Genomic DNA, 15,376 nt, shown 5'->3' on the forward strand with positions numbered 1-15,376 from the left:
CTCCGGATCCAATGGCTACCCTTCACGAGACCGCCTACCCGCGACTGAAGCCTGATCCCACCGCCAAGGAACTGGAGGAGATCTATACCCCGACCGCCGCTGAGATTGCATTCGCCAAGCAGCTGACCACCCAGCCGGGTCCGCAGCTGGCGGTACTGATTCATCTCAAGCTCTTCCAACGCTTGGGCTACTTCACGGTGTTGGCCGACGTACCCGAGCGGATCCGGAAGCACATCGCCAAGGCCGCCCGACTCGGGCGCGTATTGGACACCGACCAGCTCGAACGCTACGACGCTTCCGGCAGCCAGCGCCGGCATATGCCGCAGCTTCGGCAATTCATCGGGGTACGTCCCCTGGATAAATCGGGCTTGGCTTGGCTGGACACCGTGGCCACCGGAGCAGCCCAGACCAAGCACACCATCCCGGACATCGTGAACGTCCTGCTCGAAGAGCTGGTGCACCATCGCTACGAACTGCCCGGTTTCCGCACTCTGGAGCTGGCCGCCATCGGCGCCCGTGAGCGGGTCAATCTGGGCTACTACCGCAGCATCAGCCACGCACTGACGCCTGCCACGCGCACGCTCATCGACGAACTGCTGCGCGCACCGGAAGGGTCCAGGTTCACCGGCTGGCAATCACTCAAGCGCGAGCCCGGCCGGCCCACCAACAAGGAAGTTCGGTTCTATCTGCAGCACATCCGCATGCTGCAGCAGTTGGCCGACCAGCTGCCTCCCATTGATGTGCCGGTGCCCAAGCTCAAGCAGTTCCGTGCGATGGCTCGGGCCTATGACGCCAGCGAGCTGGCCGAACTGGCTCCGGACAAGCGCTATGCGCTGGCCACCATCTTCATTCGCGCCCAGCATGCCAAGACACTGGATGATGCAGCCGAGTTGTTCATCAAGCAGGTGCGCGGGCTGGAGAACACGGCCCAGCAGAAATTGCTGGCCTACCAGCTCGAACATGCCAAACGGGCCGACTTCCTCATCGGCCAGCTCAAGGAAATCCTACAGGCCTATCAGCTCGACGGCAGCGATAGTCAGCGCGTGGATGCCATCGACAACAGCCTGGAAGCGGAAGTGTCGACCTTGCTGGCCGAATGCGAAGAACATATGGCCTACGCCGGGAAGAACTACCTGCCATTCATGCTGCAGCCCTATGGCGCGGTCAGGCCGCTGCTGTTCAATGGGCTGGAGCTGATGAAACTTCGGGCGACCAGCCACGACGCCGGCATGGAGCCACTGATCGCAGCGGTGCTCTCGCTGCGCAACCAGCGCCGTGAGCTGATCGAGGTCGCCTCCCTCGGTTTGGACCCGGAAAAGGACTTTGACTGGATGTCCAAGCTCTGGCGTCAGCACGTGTTCGGCAAGCGGGCCAGTGCAGCCGGCGCCGGCTGGATGCACCGTAAGTACTTCGAGCTGGCCGTGCTGGTGCAGGTCAAGGACGAACTGAAGTCCGGAGATCTCTTCATTCCCAGCAGCGAACGGTTTGATGACTACCGTGAGCAGCTGGTCGATGAAGCCACCTTGGCCCAGGAACTGGAAGCCTACGGCCAGGTGTCAGGCCTGCCCACCGACGCCGAGTCTTTCGTGGCGGGATTACGTGCACAACTGACCTCCCTGGCCGATGAGGTCGACGCGCGTTTCCCGGAGAACGTACATGCGGACATCCTGGATGGGCGCCTGGTGCTGCGGAGGGGCAACGCGCCGAAGTCTCCAGCGCGATTACCACCGTGGATCGCCTCATCGCCGAACGGCTTCCAGAATCCAGCATCGTCGATGTCCTGATCGATGCCAGCCAATGGCTGGATCTGCACCGTTTCTTCCGCCCGATCGCCGGCACCGAGAGCCAGGTCGAAGATCTGCCCCGACGTGTGATCACCACGCTATTTTGCTATGGCTGCAACCTGGGGCCGACGCAGACGGCGCGGTCGATCAAGGGCTTCAGCCGGCGCCAAGTCGCTTGGCTAAACCTGAAATACGTGACCGAGGATGTGCTTGAGAAGGCCATCGTGGAGGTCATCAATACCTACAACAAATTCGACCTGCCTGGCTATTGGGGCAGCGGCAAGAGCGCATCAGCTGATGGCACGAAGTGGAGCGTCTACGAGGACAACCTGCTGTCGGAGTATCACATCCGCTACGGCGGCTACGGTGGCATCGGCTACTACCATGTGTCCGATAAATACGTGGCGCTCTTCAGCCACTTCATTCCCTGTGGCGTGCACGAGGGCATCTACATCCTCGACGGTCTGTTGGCCAACACTTCCGACATCCAGCCTGAGATCGTCCATGGCGACACGCAGGCCCAAAGCTACCCGGTCTTCGGCCTGGCCCACATGCTGGGCATCCAGCTGATGCCCCGGATCCGGAACATCAAGGACCTGACATTCTTTCGGCCCGAACCGGGTAGGGCTTATAAGAACATCCAGGCACTGTTCGGGGACAGCATCGACTGGCAACTGATCGCCACCCATCTCCACGACATGCTGCGGGTGGTGATCTCAATCCGATTGGGCAAGATCACCGCGTCCTCGATCCTGCGCCGGCTGGGCACCTACAGCCGGAAGAACAAGCTGTACTTCGCATTCCGAGAACTTGGCAAGGCCGTCCGAACGCTGTTCTTGCTGCGCTACATTGATGACAACGAGATCCGCAAAACGATCCATGCTGCGACCAACAAGAGCGAGGAATACAACGGCTTCGTGAAATGGGTGTTCTTTGGCAGCCAGGGGATCATTGCTGAGAACGTCCAACACGAGCAGCGCAAGATCATCAAGTACAGCCAGCTGGTGGCCAACATGATCATCCTCCACAACGTGGAAGGCATGAGCCGGACCTTGGCCGAGATGAGGAAGGAGGGGATTGAACTGACGCCCGAGATCCTGGCCGGCCTGTCGCCTTATCGGACCAGCCACATCAATCGCTTCGGCGATTACCACCTGGATCTTGAAAGGGAAGTGGCGCCGCTGAGCTACACAGCCAAGGTGCTTGAACAGACCCCATAGATGGGGAGAGCCTGCCCGAGAGACGAGCAATCAACCTTGAAATTCAGTCGCTTAGGCAGCTTTTGGCCCTGTACGTAATGATTCCCTGCCGACCATCGACCAAAGCCCTGGACCCAATCGCTCTAAGCAACCTAGCTCTGCTGCGGCCATCTCACCAAGAGAGATGACCTTCTCTTTGATCATCTCGTCACTGAAGGCTACTTGCCCCCCCCTACTCTCGATGTGATCCCAAGTATTGGACAGCACATAGGCCTCGATCTCAGAATAGAGGTCGGATGGTGCCGCAACGCGCGAAAGTGACTCCAGCCGAGCCAGTAGATCAGGATGAGCTGAGTCGCCATCGAAGCCAAGCGTCTTCTTTACCGAGACCCACATCTGCGGCCATTCCCCTTTCGAAGCATGACTTCTGACTATCTCCTCGAGATCATCAAAACAGCCCGCAAACGTCCATAGTTCCCGGAAATGACCTGCCAGAAGTGAGCGCGCCCAGTCGCGAAGAGTCAAGTCATCACATGTCAGCACCGGTCGCAGCAAGTTCAAGAAGCCGATATACCACTCGAGCTCTTCGGCACGCGTTCGCGGCTGCCAGCCAGCATCACGTCTACGTGCACCGAAGTCGAACGCAGAGAAAGACGTCCAGTGCGTCGCTTCGAACGCAGCATGGAACAGCTCGGCTGCGATCTCGCGATGCCTCTCGGTGCCCGACTCGAGTAGCTTGCTGACAAACGCACACCGCCGTTCTGGTCGCGCCAGCGTACCTGACAGGTGCAACGAGAACAGATGCCGCATCTGTCCAACTATGCTGTCCCTGTTCTCACCTGACTTCTCGCCCTCGGAGAACTTCAGCATGACCGTCGCAGCACGATCAAACTTATCGTCGTCGTAAGCTAGCTGGTGCAGCAGGCGCACGAACAACCTGAAGTTTCGGTTCTCGCGCGAGGCAAAGCCTGGCTTGGTTGCGGCGTTCTCGATCAGCTGCAGCACGGTCTCCGGGAATACCGGCGCTATGTATAGCAATGCAGACAGCGTGCCTTCGTTACACGATCCAATATCATGCAGCGGTCCGCCGGGGCTCACCCAACTATTTGCCATCCGAACCGCAGGCTCGAAATCGTGCAGGTATCCCAGTCGATGCGCACATGAGACGAAAAGTCGGAGGTTCTCTGGCTTTAGCAGCTCGGCATTGATTGCATCGACAGGGATGTTCTCCAGCGCACGCTTCGCCAAACGATTGGCAAGTGCATGAGGAAGAACTGCTCTCCACTCACCACGACTCTGCGCGAGCTGACGACGCATCAACTCAGCCTGAGCCCGATGCAGACCACGACGATCGAGGCCAACGATGGCACTTAGGACGCCAAGCTCATCATTGAACTCGGACGAGGAGACATTGAAGGAATAGACGAGCGATAGCGCTTCAGCGCATTCCAGAAGTTCATTGGACGCTCCTTTTCGTTGACTGAACAACCTATGGAAAAGGTCCTCGTCGGAGAAGTTTGTCAACGTCTCATCTGCATCTACCCGGCTGGCCAGCGCGATCGCGATGCGCGAATTGCCGCCGGAAAATTCGGCGATTTTGCCCGCGTTCAACTTCCCGATGTCTGGGTGCCGCCGCTGGATCAGCATCGAGACCGTCTCCTCGCTGCACGGCTCGAGGTGGATCACTTCGGTTTCCTCAGGACGATCGTCCGAGATGTCGTACTCGATTGTCAGAAGGCTGAGCATCGCGCTACTTGCGGAGACCTGCTTCTGCAACTGCCGATGCACGTCTGGCGGGCAGTTGTCCAGCACCAATTGAACCGCATGATCGTTAGCAACGATGTATGAAACTAGCTCGGATGCCGTCGGTGTCAAGTTCTCACCCAGGTCGGCGTAGATTGCGCTAGCTGGTGACAAGGCCTCCTCACCAACGTTCGCCTCAAACAGGGCCTGCGCGAATCGCGTCTTCCCCACTCCGGAGAGGCCGGTGATGCGCACCGCACTACCGCGGCGGCGCAACCGTTCTCGAGCTAGATGTATACCCTCAGAAACAGGCATAGGAGTCTTTGCGCTCGAGTTCGCGTCAATCACGCAGGGGTGGTCATCAACAAGGAATGCGTCGTTCTGGGCTGGGGGAGTAGCTGCCCACCTCCCGAAAGGCCTCCAGCCGGACAAGGGGCGGCCGAGGCGCGCACGAACCCACAGCGCAACGCTTGGATGCCGCCGTAGCCAAGTCGCCAATCGATCTCGACCATAAAAGTCAACGCGCAGAGACGCTTTTCCAGGAAGGGTCTCCGCGACCGCCTCCATCGCCCGCACTCGACTCGCCAACATGCTGTCTGAACAATCGTCCTTGCCACTAACGATAATGTAGGCACCATTTCGATCGGCAAGATCTGCAAGTACGAGCTTTGGGGTGCCACCCTCCAACATCTCGTCCCTGCATGCCGCCGCACCCATAGCATGCTTCTTGACCTGGAAACCGCAGATCCCACGAGGAACAAAGCCGTCGTTGGACGGCAAGTCCATAGCCTCAATACGGACATCCAAACCGCCATCAGGTGCCTCCTGCGCACCTCCCCACATAACGCTCTTCGGCCGACGCCCCTGCTGGATTACCTCCGCTTCGCAAAGACGGGCAACCAATTCACGCAGATCGCCAGCACTGAGCGCTGTGATATCTACAGCATCAAGTTCAAAAAATCTCATGATTCCCTTCCCGCAATGATCGGGGCACGCGCATCAAGGCATTAAAGACGGCGCAAAGCAATTTGTCGCCTAGGTCAGACTGCCCAGAATTCTAGGAGCCTGGAAACTGTGGAAGGAGAACCTCCTGCTCCAGCGTCCCCGGATGCGTTTCCACATGAATGGCCAAGTCATTCCACCCGATGGATCGACAAGTTCGAGATATTGCGCTAGACACCGATTCAGCCGTTGGCTTGAGAGCGTAACCGAGACCAATGAGCTCCCTGGGATCCATCAACCACGGCTTCAGGGTGAACCCCGCCTCGGCGGCAGATCCTGCGATGACGGCGCCAATTCTCATCCCCCCCTCATCCAAGTCGCCGAAATGAAACGCCTGAGTTGTCTGGCAAGGAAGTGATTTCAAGATCAGCATGTAGACCTGTCTCCAGGATGGGGACGGCATACCACCGGTATAGAGCAGCACGAGGCCGACTTGATCAGATGCAGCTTCAGCAAACTCATGGAATGTCTGTCGATTCTCTATGGTGAGAACACGCCAACTCAACACGGCTGGATTCGGCACGAATCCAGTGATGTGGGCAGGAGCGAAGCCGAGATATGGATGAACCACTCCCACCACCGTAGTCGACGTAACAACCGTAAGCGGACCTGAGATCAGTACGGGCAATGGTTCCTTGTGCAGGCCTATGGCCGAGAAGACCTCGCTACTATCAAGTCCAGATGGTGCAATAGAGTTGAACCAAAGCAAATCGATCCATTTCACGATGCCCTCCACTCGCTTGCTGTCACCAAACATCATGGCCGAAACCCGGCGCAACAGTTCGTCCCTGACGACACCTCGCCTTGCTGAAATGAGTCTGATTGCATCCAGTATTTGCGCTACAGAAGCATCGGTAGCCTCTTGCCCGCGAACCTTATGGCCCAGCGACCAGCGCTCAATGACCTCGGTCAGTACGGGGAAAAGGCCGGTGTGAGTGTCCAGCATGGAACGGGCCTCTGATACGGAATCACGACGAAGTCGTGCGCCCAAGAAGTTCGCCAGCTTTGCGAGGTTCAGTACGGCAACGCCCGCAACATCTAGAGGCGGCTGCACCATCACCTTGGCCTTGATTTCGATGGCTCCAGAGCGCTCAGCCAGTTCAAGTTCGGAACGAAACGCTCTTGCATCCTCGATGCTGCGCAGGCTGAAGAACTCTGGGCATGATGACTCCGTCAGCCTGAGAGCTATTCGCTCATCCTTGCCACGACTCACTGCATTCTGGGAGCGATTGAAAATTGACGTAAGGAAGGCCCGGGCTATAGTCATGCAACGACCCCTTCCCCATGGGGCATTCGACTTGCTTCAACACGCTTGAGCTCCTCCTCGAAAAGCTCGGGATGCTTGCGCCAGTTATCGGAATCCAGAATTACATGACCATCGTCATCAATGCGTACGTGTTTGATGGAGATAAGATCGTCGTCACGGTACATCTCGATGTAGGTATCCACCGATTCGTTGATCTTACCCAAGGCATCGTCCGGTGCCGCGACGATGGGCTGAAGGCCCAATGCCTTCAGGTACTCAAAGACGGCACGGGTATTCACTGAGTCAATCTTGTCACCCAACTCATCGAAAATTATCAGCGACATGCCGCCTTGATCACCGCGCAACTTTCCCAATGCGCGCGCCATCGACGCTGCAGCAACGATGAAAAGAGGCGCGCGGTGCTCGCCCCCGGAACCCTTGTCCATGCGCTTTGAGAAGTCGGTCACCGTCACACCATTGCTGCGAACGTCAATCTCGAAGTTGAAGAAATTGCGATAGTCCTCCAGAAGCCTGTTGGCCTCTGCATCCTTTCCCTCAAGCATCGCCCTGAACTCAGGAGGAGCATCCACCTGTCCAGAGAAGATATCCCCCTCCGGTCCCGCACCAGCCACCTTCAGTATGAATTTGTACAGCGACTCATGATCTTTATTGAGATTGGTGACGAAGTGATACTTCTCGTTGTTCGAGAATGGCGGCAAGCGCTCCATCGTACTGTTCAGCTCATTGAGCGTGCTGCGCATGCTGGCGAAGTGGTCGCTCAGGCGGGCGGCGATCTGCACCTTGAACGTTTGCTCTGCCGCTTCTGCAGCTTCCGCGGAAAGCACTTGGTAGTGATGGAGCTCGGATTCCTCTAGCCGTTGCTTCTCCTGAGCCATCGTCTCGCACATGGCACCCAAGTCGCCCACCGCGATATCCATCTGCGGATCGAATTGGTTTGCGTATGTAGACATGTCACTTGCCAAGGCCTGCACCTGGGAAGACAGCTGATTGCCACTTCTAACCGTAGCGTCACTAATCTTCGCCACAATCGTATGCAGCGATAGGCCGGAACCATCAAACTCATCGCGTTTTGTTTCGAACCACTCATCACCCACGTATTCATTGCGGCGACTGAGAGCCGCCTTTGAGCAGATTCCGTTGGTTCTATCCGCAAGCTCGTCTAGCCGTCTCTGTGCTTGCCGGAAAGCCTCACCATGAGTTCCGACGTCTCTGCTGCTTTCTTCCAGCTTCGACTGTGCTGCCAGGGCAGCTCGCCTTGCCTCTGTGATGAGCAGCTGACGAGCAAGGAGATCAGGTGCGCTTGCGATCTCTTGCATCGCCGCCTTTGCATCAAGCGCGGATTGCTCCTGAATGTGCGAGTTCAGCCATCTTTCAATGTCCTGGATACGTCCTTCAAGTCCCACCAACTTCTCAAGGGCTTCAACCAACTGGCGCGACCGGTTCGCCTCCTGCTCGCATTCGGCTGCGTTCTGCCCCAAAGTGCTGCGCTGCTGCCGAAGCACCGCCAGGCGATGGCTCGCATCTTGGCGTCCCAACACCAGTTCCGTTGCAGACAAGGGGCGTCGACGGCCGAAATCAGCACGTCCAGCCTGCTCGCCAGTACGGGTGAAGCCCTCTGGGCTATCCGTGGTGACGCGCTCCAATCGCTCCAGCCGGCCGAGTCGAAGACGGATATAGTCCACCGCCACTTGATTGTCACCCGCGATCAGGTGCGCGAGACCCATTGGCGGAACCACACCCATATCCGCCTTCGACTTCACCGGGTTCACCAACAGTACTGAATCCGGCTTTGTATCCCACGGAATCTTGTTGAAAACGGACAAGGCATCCTCAAACTTGCCGCTACGGACAACCAGGGCAGTGCGCGAACGACCAAGGAATCCCTCGATTACGGGTGCCCAGTCGGCATCTGTGACTGTAACCAAATCGCAGACGGGCGTGCACAGAAGTCCTTTGTCTCCAAGTATGTTCACAACTGCTTGGACGGCCGGCGGGAGTTCCGCTTTGCCTTCCTGGATGCGTTTGATCTGCTCGTTAGCGATCCTAAGTTCATTTCCAAGCTTGGACAGCCTCTGCTCGTCATGGTCTAGCTGACGCCGTGCCGACTGGATGATCGGAGCAACCCGCATGCTGGACTCGCGCAATGCTGCCGAGGCCTGCGAAACGTCAAGCACAAGCGCATCGGATACGGATGTACTGGAAACCGCATCAAGAAGCTCAACCCACGGCATCGCCAGATGCTGCCAGCCTCCGAGATCGGGTTTCACGCGGTTGGCCTTCTCGAAGCCCGCCACCACCTCGCGAATGGCCTGGGCCACGTTGGTTTTGATAGGTCTAAGTGATCTCTCTCGTTCGCTGGCCAGGTCACGGGCGGCACTGATCGCCGGATCTGCTGCTGATTGAAGCTCTAGTTCGATGTACACGCCGTTGAGTCGATCATGCTCCGCCTTGGCGCTGTCGACTGCATTCTGCGCTGCCTGATGCCTGTCCCGCGCTTCATGCAGCGTAGTTTGTGCCGCATCAACAGCATCCATGTGTTGTTCACGCTCATAGTCATCCAACAGCGCCCTATAGGTCGCTGCGTGCATCCGAGTCTGAGTAGCCTTATGACCGGCTGCGATCAAGCTTTTGACGTTCTCAAGCCTGTCCAGTGTTTCCAGAACCTTGGCTTGAAGCGAGCGCAGATTGTCGAGCTGGGAGCGGAAGTTCTTGAGCTCGATAGGATAGGCATCGACAATGTAATTTCGAACAAAGCTGCTGGTGTCAGGAACTTTCTGCAGATTAAGCGCATTCTTCATCGCTCGCCGAAAAGCTCTCGGGTCGATGCTGCCCCCTCCTTTGGGGCGCAAGGCGAACAACATTGCTTCAACCTGCTTCTCCGCCGACGGAGGCACTGCGAGCCTACCATTCACGCGACTGACTGCGTCCTCCATCAGCTTATTGAACGTTCCCCAGGCCAACGGCAAAAGTTCCGCCTCGGCGTTCGCTTCAAGATGATCATCTAACGCGAGCGCAACCCCTTGGACCACATAGCGCCCGTAGACGTGCAGCTTTGGGTCGCCCACTGACGCGCCCAGGGCCAGGCCAACCGAAACCGGCGGCAATTCGCCCTCAGTGTCGCGAAACACCATGGTCAAATAGGACGTCGCATTCTCACGAATATGCTCGTCACCGCGATAGTAGCCGAGGCAGTATTCGCGCACTGAACGCCCTCGAGTGCCTGATACCCCCCCTGACTGCGCATTGAGATCGATTTGATTCTGATCCCCTCCGTACAAGACGATCTGCATCGCATCCAGAATCGCAGATTTTCCAGATCCGTTAGGCGCCACAATGCCTGTTGCAGGGCTAAAGCTCAGGGTTTCGGCACGGAATAGGAAAAACTGTACCAAGTGAAATTTCTCAAGCAGATACATCGCCATCCTCCGTGACTTCATTCATTGCGTCGAAAGTAGCCGCATCCCCCTCACCTGCCACTTCCTTACGGAAGGATTCCAGATGGCTCAAGTATTCCTTCCGCAGCAGATCTCCGATCGCGGGATGGATGCGAACCTTCGCGAGCTGATTCCGTACATCGTCCTTGTCCTCAAAGGCAGCAATCCCCCAGCGCTTGAACTTGGTCATCAAAGAGCGGAAGTCCCCAGGCGAGGGAAAGTCCCTGCCCGTTTCCTTCTCGTAGTGCTCTTGCAAGTCAGGCAAATCGACGAAAGTTTCGCCATTTGGCTCTTCGCGCCCCTCGAAACGGACGCGATGATGAACGCCGGCGAGCACCAACAGCAGCAGGGTTTCGTCCTTGCTGGCTCGCTGTTGGGTCAGTACGTGCACGGGCCGCGCCACGATGTACTGGTAGTTGGTGTCGTGCAACAGCTCGATGCCAAGGGGACGAACTGCCTGCTCAAAGTCATTGATATTTCGGCTGACAATGCCGTAATCCTTCCGGGTCGCCCGGTCAGAGGCGGACAAGACCTGATGGGTTACTAGCCGATAGGCCGCCTGCTCGTAGTCCTGCTCTTCGTACATAGTGTCGCGGCTAAGCGCCTTTTCCCAGTGGCGTGCCATGTCATTTCACCTTGGTGATGTAGAAGTCCGGCATGTCCAAATACGGCCCGGCAATTCGTTCATCACCGGCGCTTTGGAAGCGATATCCAGGTAGTCGCTTTGAAATTCCTTCATGGTGCTTCTTTCCGAGGCCTGTCATTGCTTCCTGTGCGTAGGTGGACAGCGTCTGCACCATTCGAAATTGCTTGATACCGGTGATGGGAAGCTGAGACGCCCGGATCTGCCTACCTCCTCCCATGACACCCTGCAAGTACACCCTCACCTCTGTTGGCATGGCGGTACGCGCATCACGCGCACGCCTGTGCAGGTTCATCCGCGCCTCCTGCTCGGCTGTCATCTGCCGCGGAGAATCCGCGGTCCTGGGAATGGGCGGACGGGCGATGCGTGGTTGAAACAGGAGTTCACCGGAAAGCAATGCTCCGGGCCCAACGGGCATGGAGGCGTCGAAGTTCTCCGCAGCATTGACTCCGGCGATAGCCTTTTTGATCCGTCTCTCGAGCTGGCCCGGCGCGCGAAGCTGGTACTCGATCATGGCCAGCATGCGACGCTCGATATGGCGCTGATCCTGGCCCAAGCGATCGAAGTAGTCTTGCAGACGATAGACATTGCTCAATCGCCTGATCGCCTTCTCATAGACAGCCTCAGCCGTGCCTTTATCACCTTTGTAGCGTCGCTCGGCCAACCACACGATGATCCGTTCCCGATGATCCCCGTAATGGATTTCCTGAGTTAGGCTCAACACCTGCGCCTTTCGTGCGAGGGGGTGATCGGCGCCAGCCAAGTCCGCATAGTCAGCCATGACGTGCTTGGAAATGTAGTCTTCAAACAACCGACGGATAGCCGCCCCGGGGGTCGCGGACTTGAATATCTCGCGCTGCAGGGTACGCACGTTCAGACTCATGGCGGCAATCCCGGACAGAAGCGCATGGGCGCTGTCGCCGGCGTTTACGAAGTCGTCACCGTAGACATTGCTTGCAGGATCAAGCACCCGACGTAATGTGTCTTCAATGGAACGCATCTTCGCGCCCACCATCGCCGGCGTGTCTTCTGTGAAGACCTGCAAGGTGGCAAGGAAACGGCTTACCACAGCAGTCATGGACAGAGTGCGCGTGAGTCCCACCTGCTCTTCTTCGAACCAGCCATTCTCCGTGAGATGGCTCAAGTACATGTTGGCGCGAATGTTGAGCGGAGTGAGCTGGCCTACCCCCTCTTCTGCCTGCCAAGCGTCATCGTGTTCGAGGTAGTTCTCGATGAACTGCGTCAACTGCCGCCGTTCCCAGCCGGTCGCCGGGGGAACCTCAGCCTCTGGCCCGAAGAATTCTTCGTACAGACCCAAGAGCAGCCGCCAGTAGTTCTCCCGATTTGCCGAGGCCAATGGGCGAAAGAGTTGCGATGGCAGTACCTCAAACAGAGAGCTGGACACTGTGCAACTCCACAGAAGTTGGGCTATCTACTTCACATTAGCATAAACGCTAACATATCATAAACGCTAACTTAGCATCAATGCTAAGCTGCGTGTCATCTGACCCCGGCCCAGCCCCATGCCCCGCCCCCGCCCCAATCCAAACAAAAGTCCGGAAACACTTCGAGCCATCGAAACGCTGCTCCTCTGGGAGGGGCAAGTCACCAATGAGCGAGTACGCCAAGTGTTTGATCTGCATATCACCACGGTAAGTCGATTGCTAACCCAATATGCTGAACTCAATGGAGGCGGCCTTGAGTACCGAAGCCATGTGCGCGGATACGTGGCGATGTCTGGCTTCAGACCCCTCCTAACCGAAGGGCTGATCGAAGAGTACCTTGCGTTTGAGCGCCCCCAGGAAGCTACAGGCTTTATCGAGAGCTCCCAGCTTATCCTCGGCGGCGTTGAACGACGCCACTTCGCACTGCTTAATCGTGCCTGCAGAGAGGGCAAGGGGCTCGTTGGCGAGCACCGGTCCATGCGCAACCCAGCACCTCGCACCAAACGACTGTTCCCTCATGCGCTGGTGCAGGCAGGCAGGCGCTGGCATGTTCGCGCATTTGTCATCGCCGAGGACGAGGCGGAAGCCGGACGCTTCCTGGACCTGTCTATAAATCGGCTGAGCGGCTTGAAACAGCTGGCTGATCCTCGGCCAGAGCGGGCCGAGCCTAGCCAGGACGCCGCCTGGCAGACACAGGTAGAGCTGTCGATCGTCCCCCATCCGCATCTGACACCAGATCAGAAGGATATGGTGCGTATCGAGTATTTCGGAGGTAAGGCAGCCTACAGGTTAAGAACCCGTGCCGCACTACTCCAATACCGACTACATGAACTGCGCTGCGCCACCGATGCAGAGAAGGAGCCGCCGAACGAATTTCACCTCTGCGTCGACGATCCAACCGCGATCCAACCGTGGCTATTTGGCGAGCTGAATTAGCGGATGGCATGATCGTAGCCAAACTTGAGGCCCGGCACGGATACCGCGCTACCCCTGCCTGGGTAGCTACCCTACATAGGAACCGTATCAGATGGACGCCATTGGCATTCAAAGCCAATTCTCCGTCTGTACCTCAATGATCAGGTCGATGAGCCGTGCCCTCGTGTCCCTATCGATCGAGCGCCAAATGCAAACTACCGCCCCAGCTGCGGCATGGTCCGGGGCATTCAACTCTAGCCCTTCGCTTACTCGGCATTGAGGTGACCAATCCCTACCTAGGCGATTACTGATTGCCCACTTCATAAACTCATGGCACTCTGGGTTGGCATCATTCTGGTCACAGGGGGCCAGGTATGGGCAGTCTGCATCAAATCCACAGTCGCAACGGCCGTATCGGTGCCGGAACCGATACGAAGCCAGAGGATATCGACGCTATCGTCACGGCGCTTCGTAAGGACGGGCGTGGTCATTTGCTGCTTTACTTTCACGGGGGCCTGGTCGACAAGGCCGCGGGTATCGGTATTGCCCAGCGACTTGAGGGGCGCTTTTCTCAATCGGCCTATCCGGTTTTTTCCGTGTGGGAGTCGGGTTTCGTTGAAACGATCCGCAACAACCTGCGCGAGCTGCCGGATGAGCCGGTATTCAAGAATCTGGTGCGCAAGGCGCTAGAGTACGCGCTCCGCCGCTTGGGAGGTAGCAACGGCGCCCGGACCATCACGCCGGGCAACGTCGATGCAGGGAAGGTCCGCCAGGCAGTTGATACATATTGGAGCGATCCCAGTCGCAATCACGTGCCCTACCGTGATTTCAAACCTGTAGTGGGGCCCTCAGGTGCGCGTGCGGCGAGTGCGCTGATCGACGACGCCGAGATCGAAGCCGACTTGCAAACCGACAGCGAGTTTGTGGTCGCCATGCAAACCCTGCCAACCGCGTTAGACGAAGCACGCGATGCATTCATCGGGGGCGGAGCGAGCGTTCGAGATACCCCGTTCTCGCAGGCGGTATCAACGCAGGTCGCCGGGGTCGAGGGAGGCCGCGGGTTGATCGTCTGGTTCAAAGTTTCCCTTCTGGTGAAGCGCATCCTGCAGGGTGTTCTGCGTCGGTACGCGGATCAACGCGATCACGGCCTGTATGCAACGGTCGTAGAGGAAGTGTTGCGTGGTGTTCATTTTGGTGGCAGTGGACTCAATGAATGGGGCAAGGCACTCCAGTGGAACCGCATGAAGCAGGACTCACTCGATGCGTTCGGCGACGGCTCCGACCTGTATGCCGGAACTGCGCTGCTGGAGCGGCTGCGTGCCGCCCATGCCTCTGAAGGGCTGCTATCGAGGATCACTCTAGTCGGCCACAGCACTGGCGCCGTCTACATCGCCAATTGGCTTGACAAGGCATCAGAGCTTCTGCCGGCCGAGATTGCATTCGACGTCGTGTTCCTGGCGCCCGCCATCACCTACGAGCGCTTTGCCGCCACGATCACCCAACATGGCGATCGCATCCGTCACTTCCGCTTGTTTGGCATGCGCGATGAATTCGAACGGGACGATCAGGTCGTCGGAGACGACTCTAAATTTCCCAATGGGCAGGACTGGAAGCGCTTCATCTATCCCAGCTCCCTCCTCTATCTGGTGTCGGGTGTCCTCGAATCGCGCCCAAATTCCGACGGAACGCTCGTCGACGAACCGGACATGCCGCTGCTGGGCATGGAACGCTTCTTCGCTTGGCACCACATCTACTCAGATAGCAAGTTTCCCGAAATAGGTGCAGTCCGCGCGTGGCTCGGAGCTGCACCGAACCGTACGATCTGGTCCAAGTCCCAAGGACAGACAGCAGGCTTGAACAGCACAAGCATTGATCACGGAGCTTTCGACGACGACGAAGATACGCTGCTCAGCGTTGAGAGCCTCCTCGGCGGATGGTGACATC

Annotated in this window: 7 protein-coding genes and 1 pseudogene; 3 read left to right on the forward strand and 5 right to left on the reverse strand. The window is 57.7% G+C overall.

Annotated features, from left to right (window positions below; genetic code table 11):
- The first annotated feature begins 11 nt into the window (after positions 1-11).
- A pseudogene (locus tag AASM09_RS11475) lies at positions 12-3,004 on the forward strand (Tn3 family transposase).
- 51 nt (positions 3,005-3,055) lie between these two features.
- Here AASM09_RS11475 and AASM09_RS11480 read toward each other — a convergent pair.
- The 5 genes from AASM09_RS11480 to AASM09_RS11500 all read right to left on the reverse strand — a co-directional run bounded on the left by AASM09_RS11480 (position 3,056) and on the right by AASM09_RS11500 (position 12,477).
- Positions 3,056-5,692 (reverse strand): hypothetical protein, encoded by a 2,637-nt coding sequence (locus AASM09_RS11480; protein ID WP_234026163.1) that lies wholly within the window; start codon positions 5,690-5,692, stop codon positions 3,056-3,058.
- A gap of 91 nt (positions 5,693-5,783) precedes the next feature.
- Entirely contained in the window at positions 5,784-6,995 is a 1,212-nt protein-coding gene (locus AASM09_RS11485) for a Wadjet anti-phage system protein JetD domain-containing protein (RefSeq protein ID WP_017354465.1), read from the reverse strand.
- Positions 6,992-10,411 carry an SbcC/MukB-like Walker B domain-containing protein gene (locus AASM09_RS11490; RefSeq protein ID WP_158704768.1) on the reverse strand — a complete coding sequence of 1,140 codons (3,420 nt, stop codon included), beginning with the start codon at positions 10,409-10,411 and terminating at the stop codon, positions 6,992-6,994. The genes AASM09_RS11485 and AASM09_RS11490 overlap by 4 nt, the downstream gene beginning before the upstream one ends.
- The gene (locus tag AASM09_RS11495; RefSeq protein WP_017354467.1) at positions 10,398-11,054 is read right to left on the reverse strand and encodes a DUF4194 domain-containing protein; all 657 of its coding nucleotides are present in this window, start codon (positions 11,052-11,054) and stop codon (positions 10,398-10,400) included. The genes AASM09_RS11490 and AASM09_RS11495 overlap by 14 nt, the downstream gene beginning before the upstream one ends.
- Before the next feature lies 1 nt (position 11,055).
- Positions 11,056-12,477: a Wadjet anti-phage system protein JetA family protein gene (locus AASM09_RS11500; protein WP_049400904.1), complete on the reverse strand. Its 1,422-nt coding sequence runs from the start codon at positions 12,475-12,477 to the stop codon at positions 11,056-11,058.
- 118 nt (positions 12,478-12,595) lie between these two features.
- On the opposite strand from AASM09_RS11500, the gene AASM09_RS11505 reads away from it, so the two are divergent.
- Entirely contained in the window at positions 12,596-13,453 is an 858-nt protein-coding gene (locus AASM09_RS11505) for a hypothetical protein (RefSeq protein ID WP_146027645.1), read from the forward strand.
- Between the two features lie 353 nt (positions 13,454-13,806).
- A complete protein-coding gene (locus AASM09_RS11510; RefSeq protein ID WP_017354470.1) occupies positions 13,807-15,372 on the forward strand; it encodes a hypothetical protein in 1,566 nt (521 codons plus the stop codon).
- Positions 15,373-15,376 lie beyond the last annotated feature (4 nt).

The sequence above is a fragment of the Stenotrophomonas maltophilia genome, from assembly GCF_039555535.1.
Lineage (GTDB): Bacteria > Pseudomonadota > Gammaproteobacteria > Xanthomonadales > Xanthomonadaceae > Stenotrophomonas > Stenotrophomonas maltophilia_Q.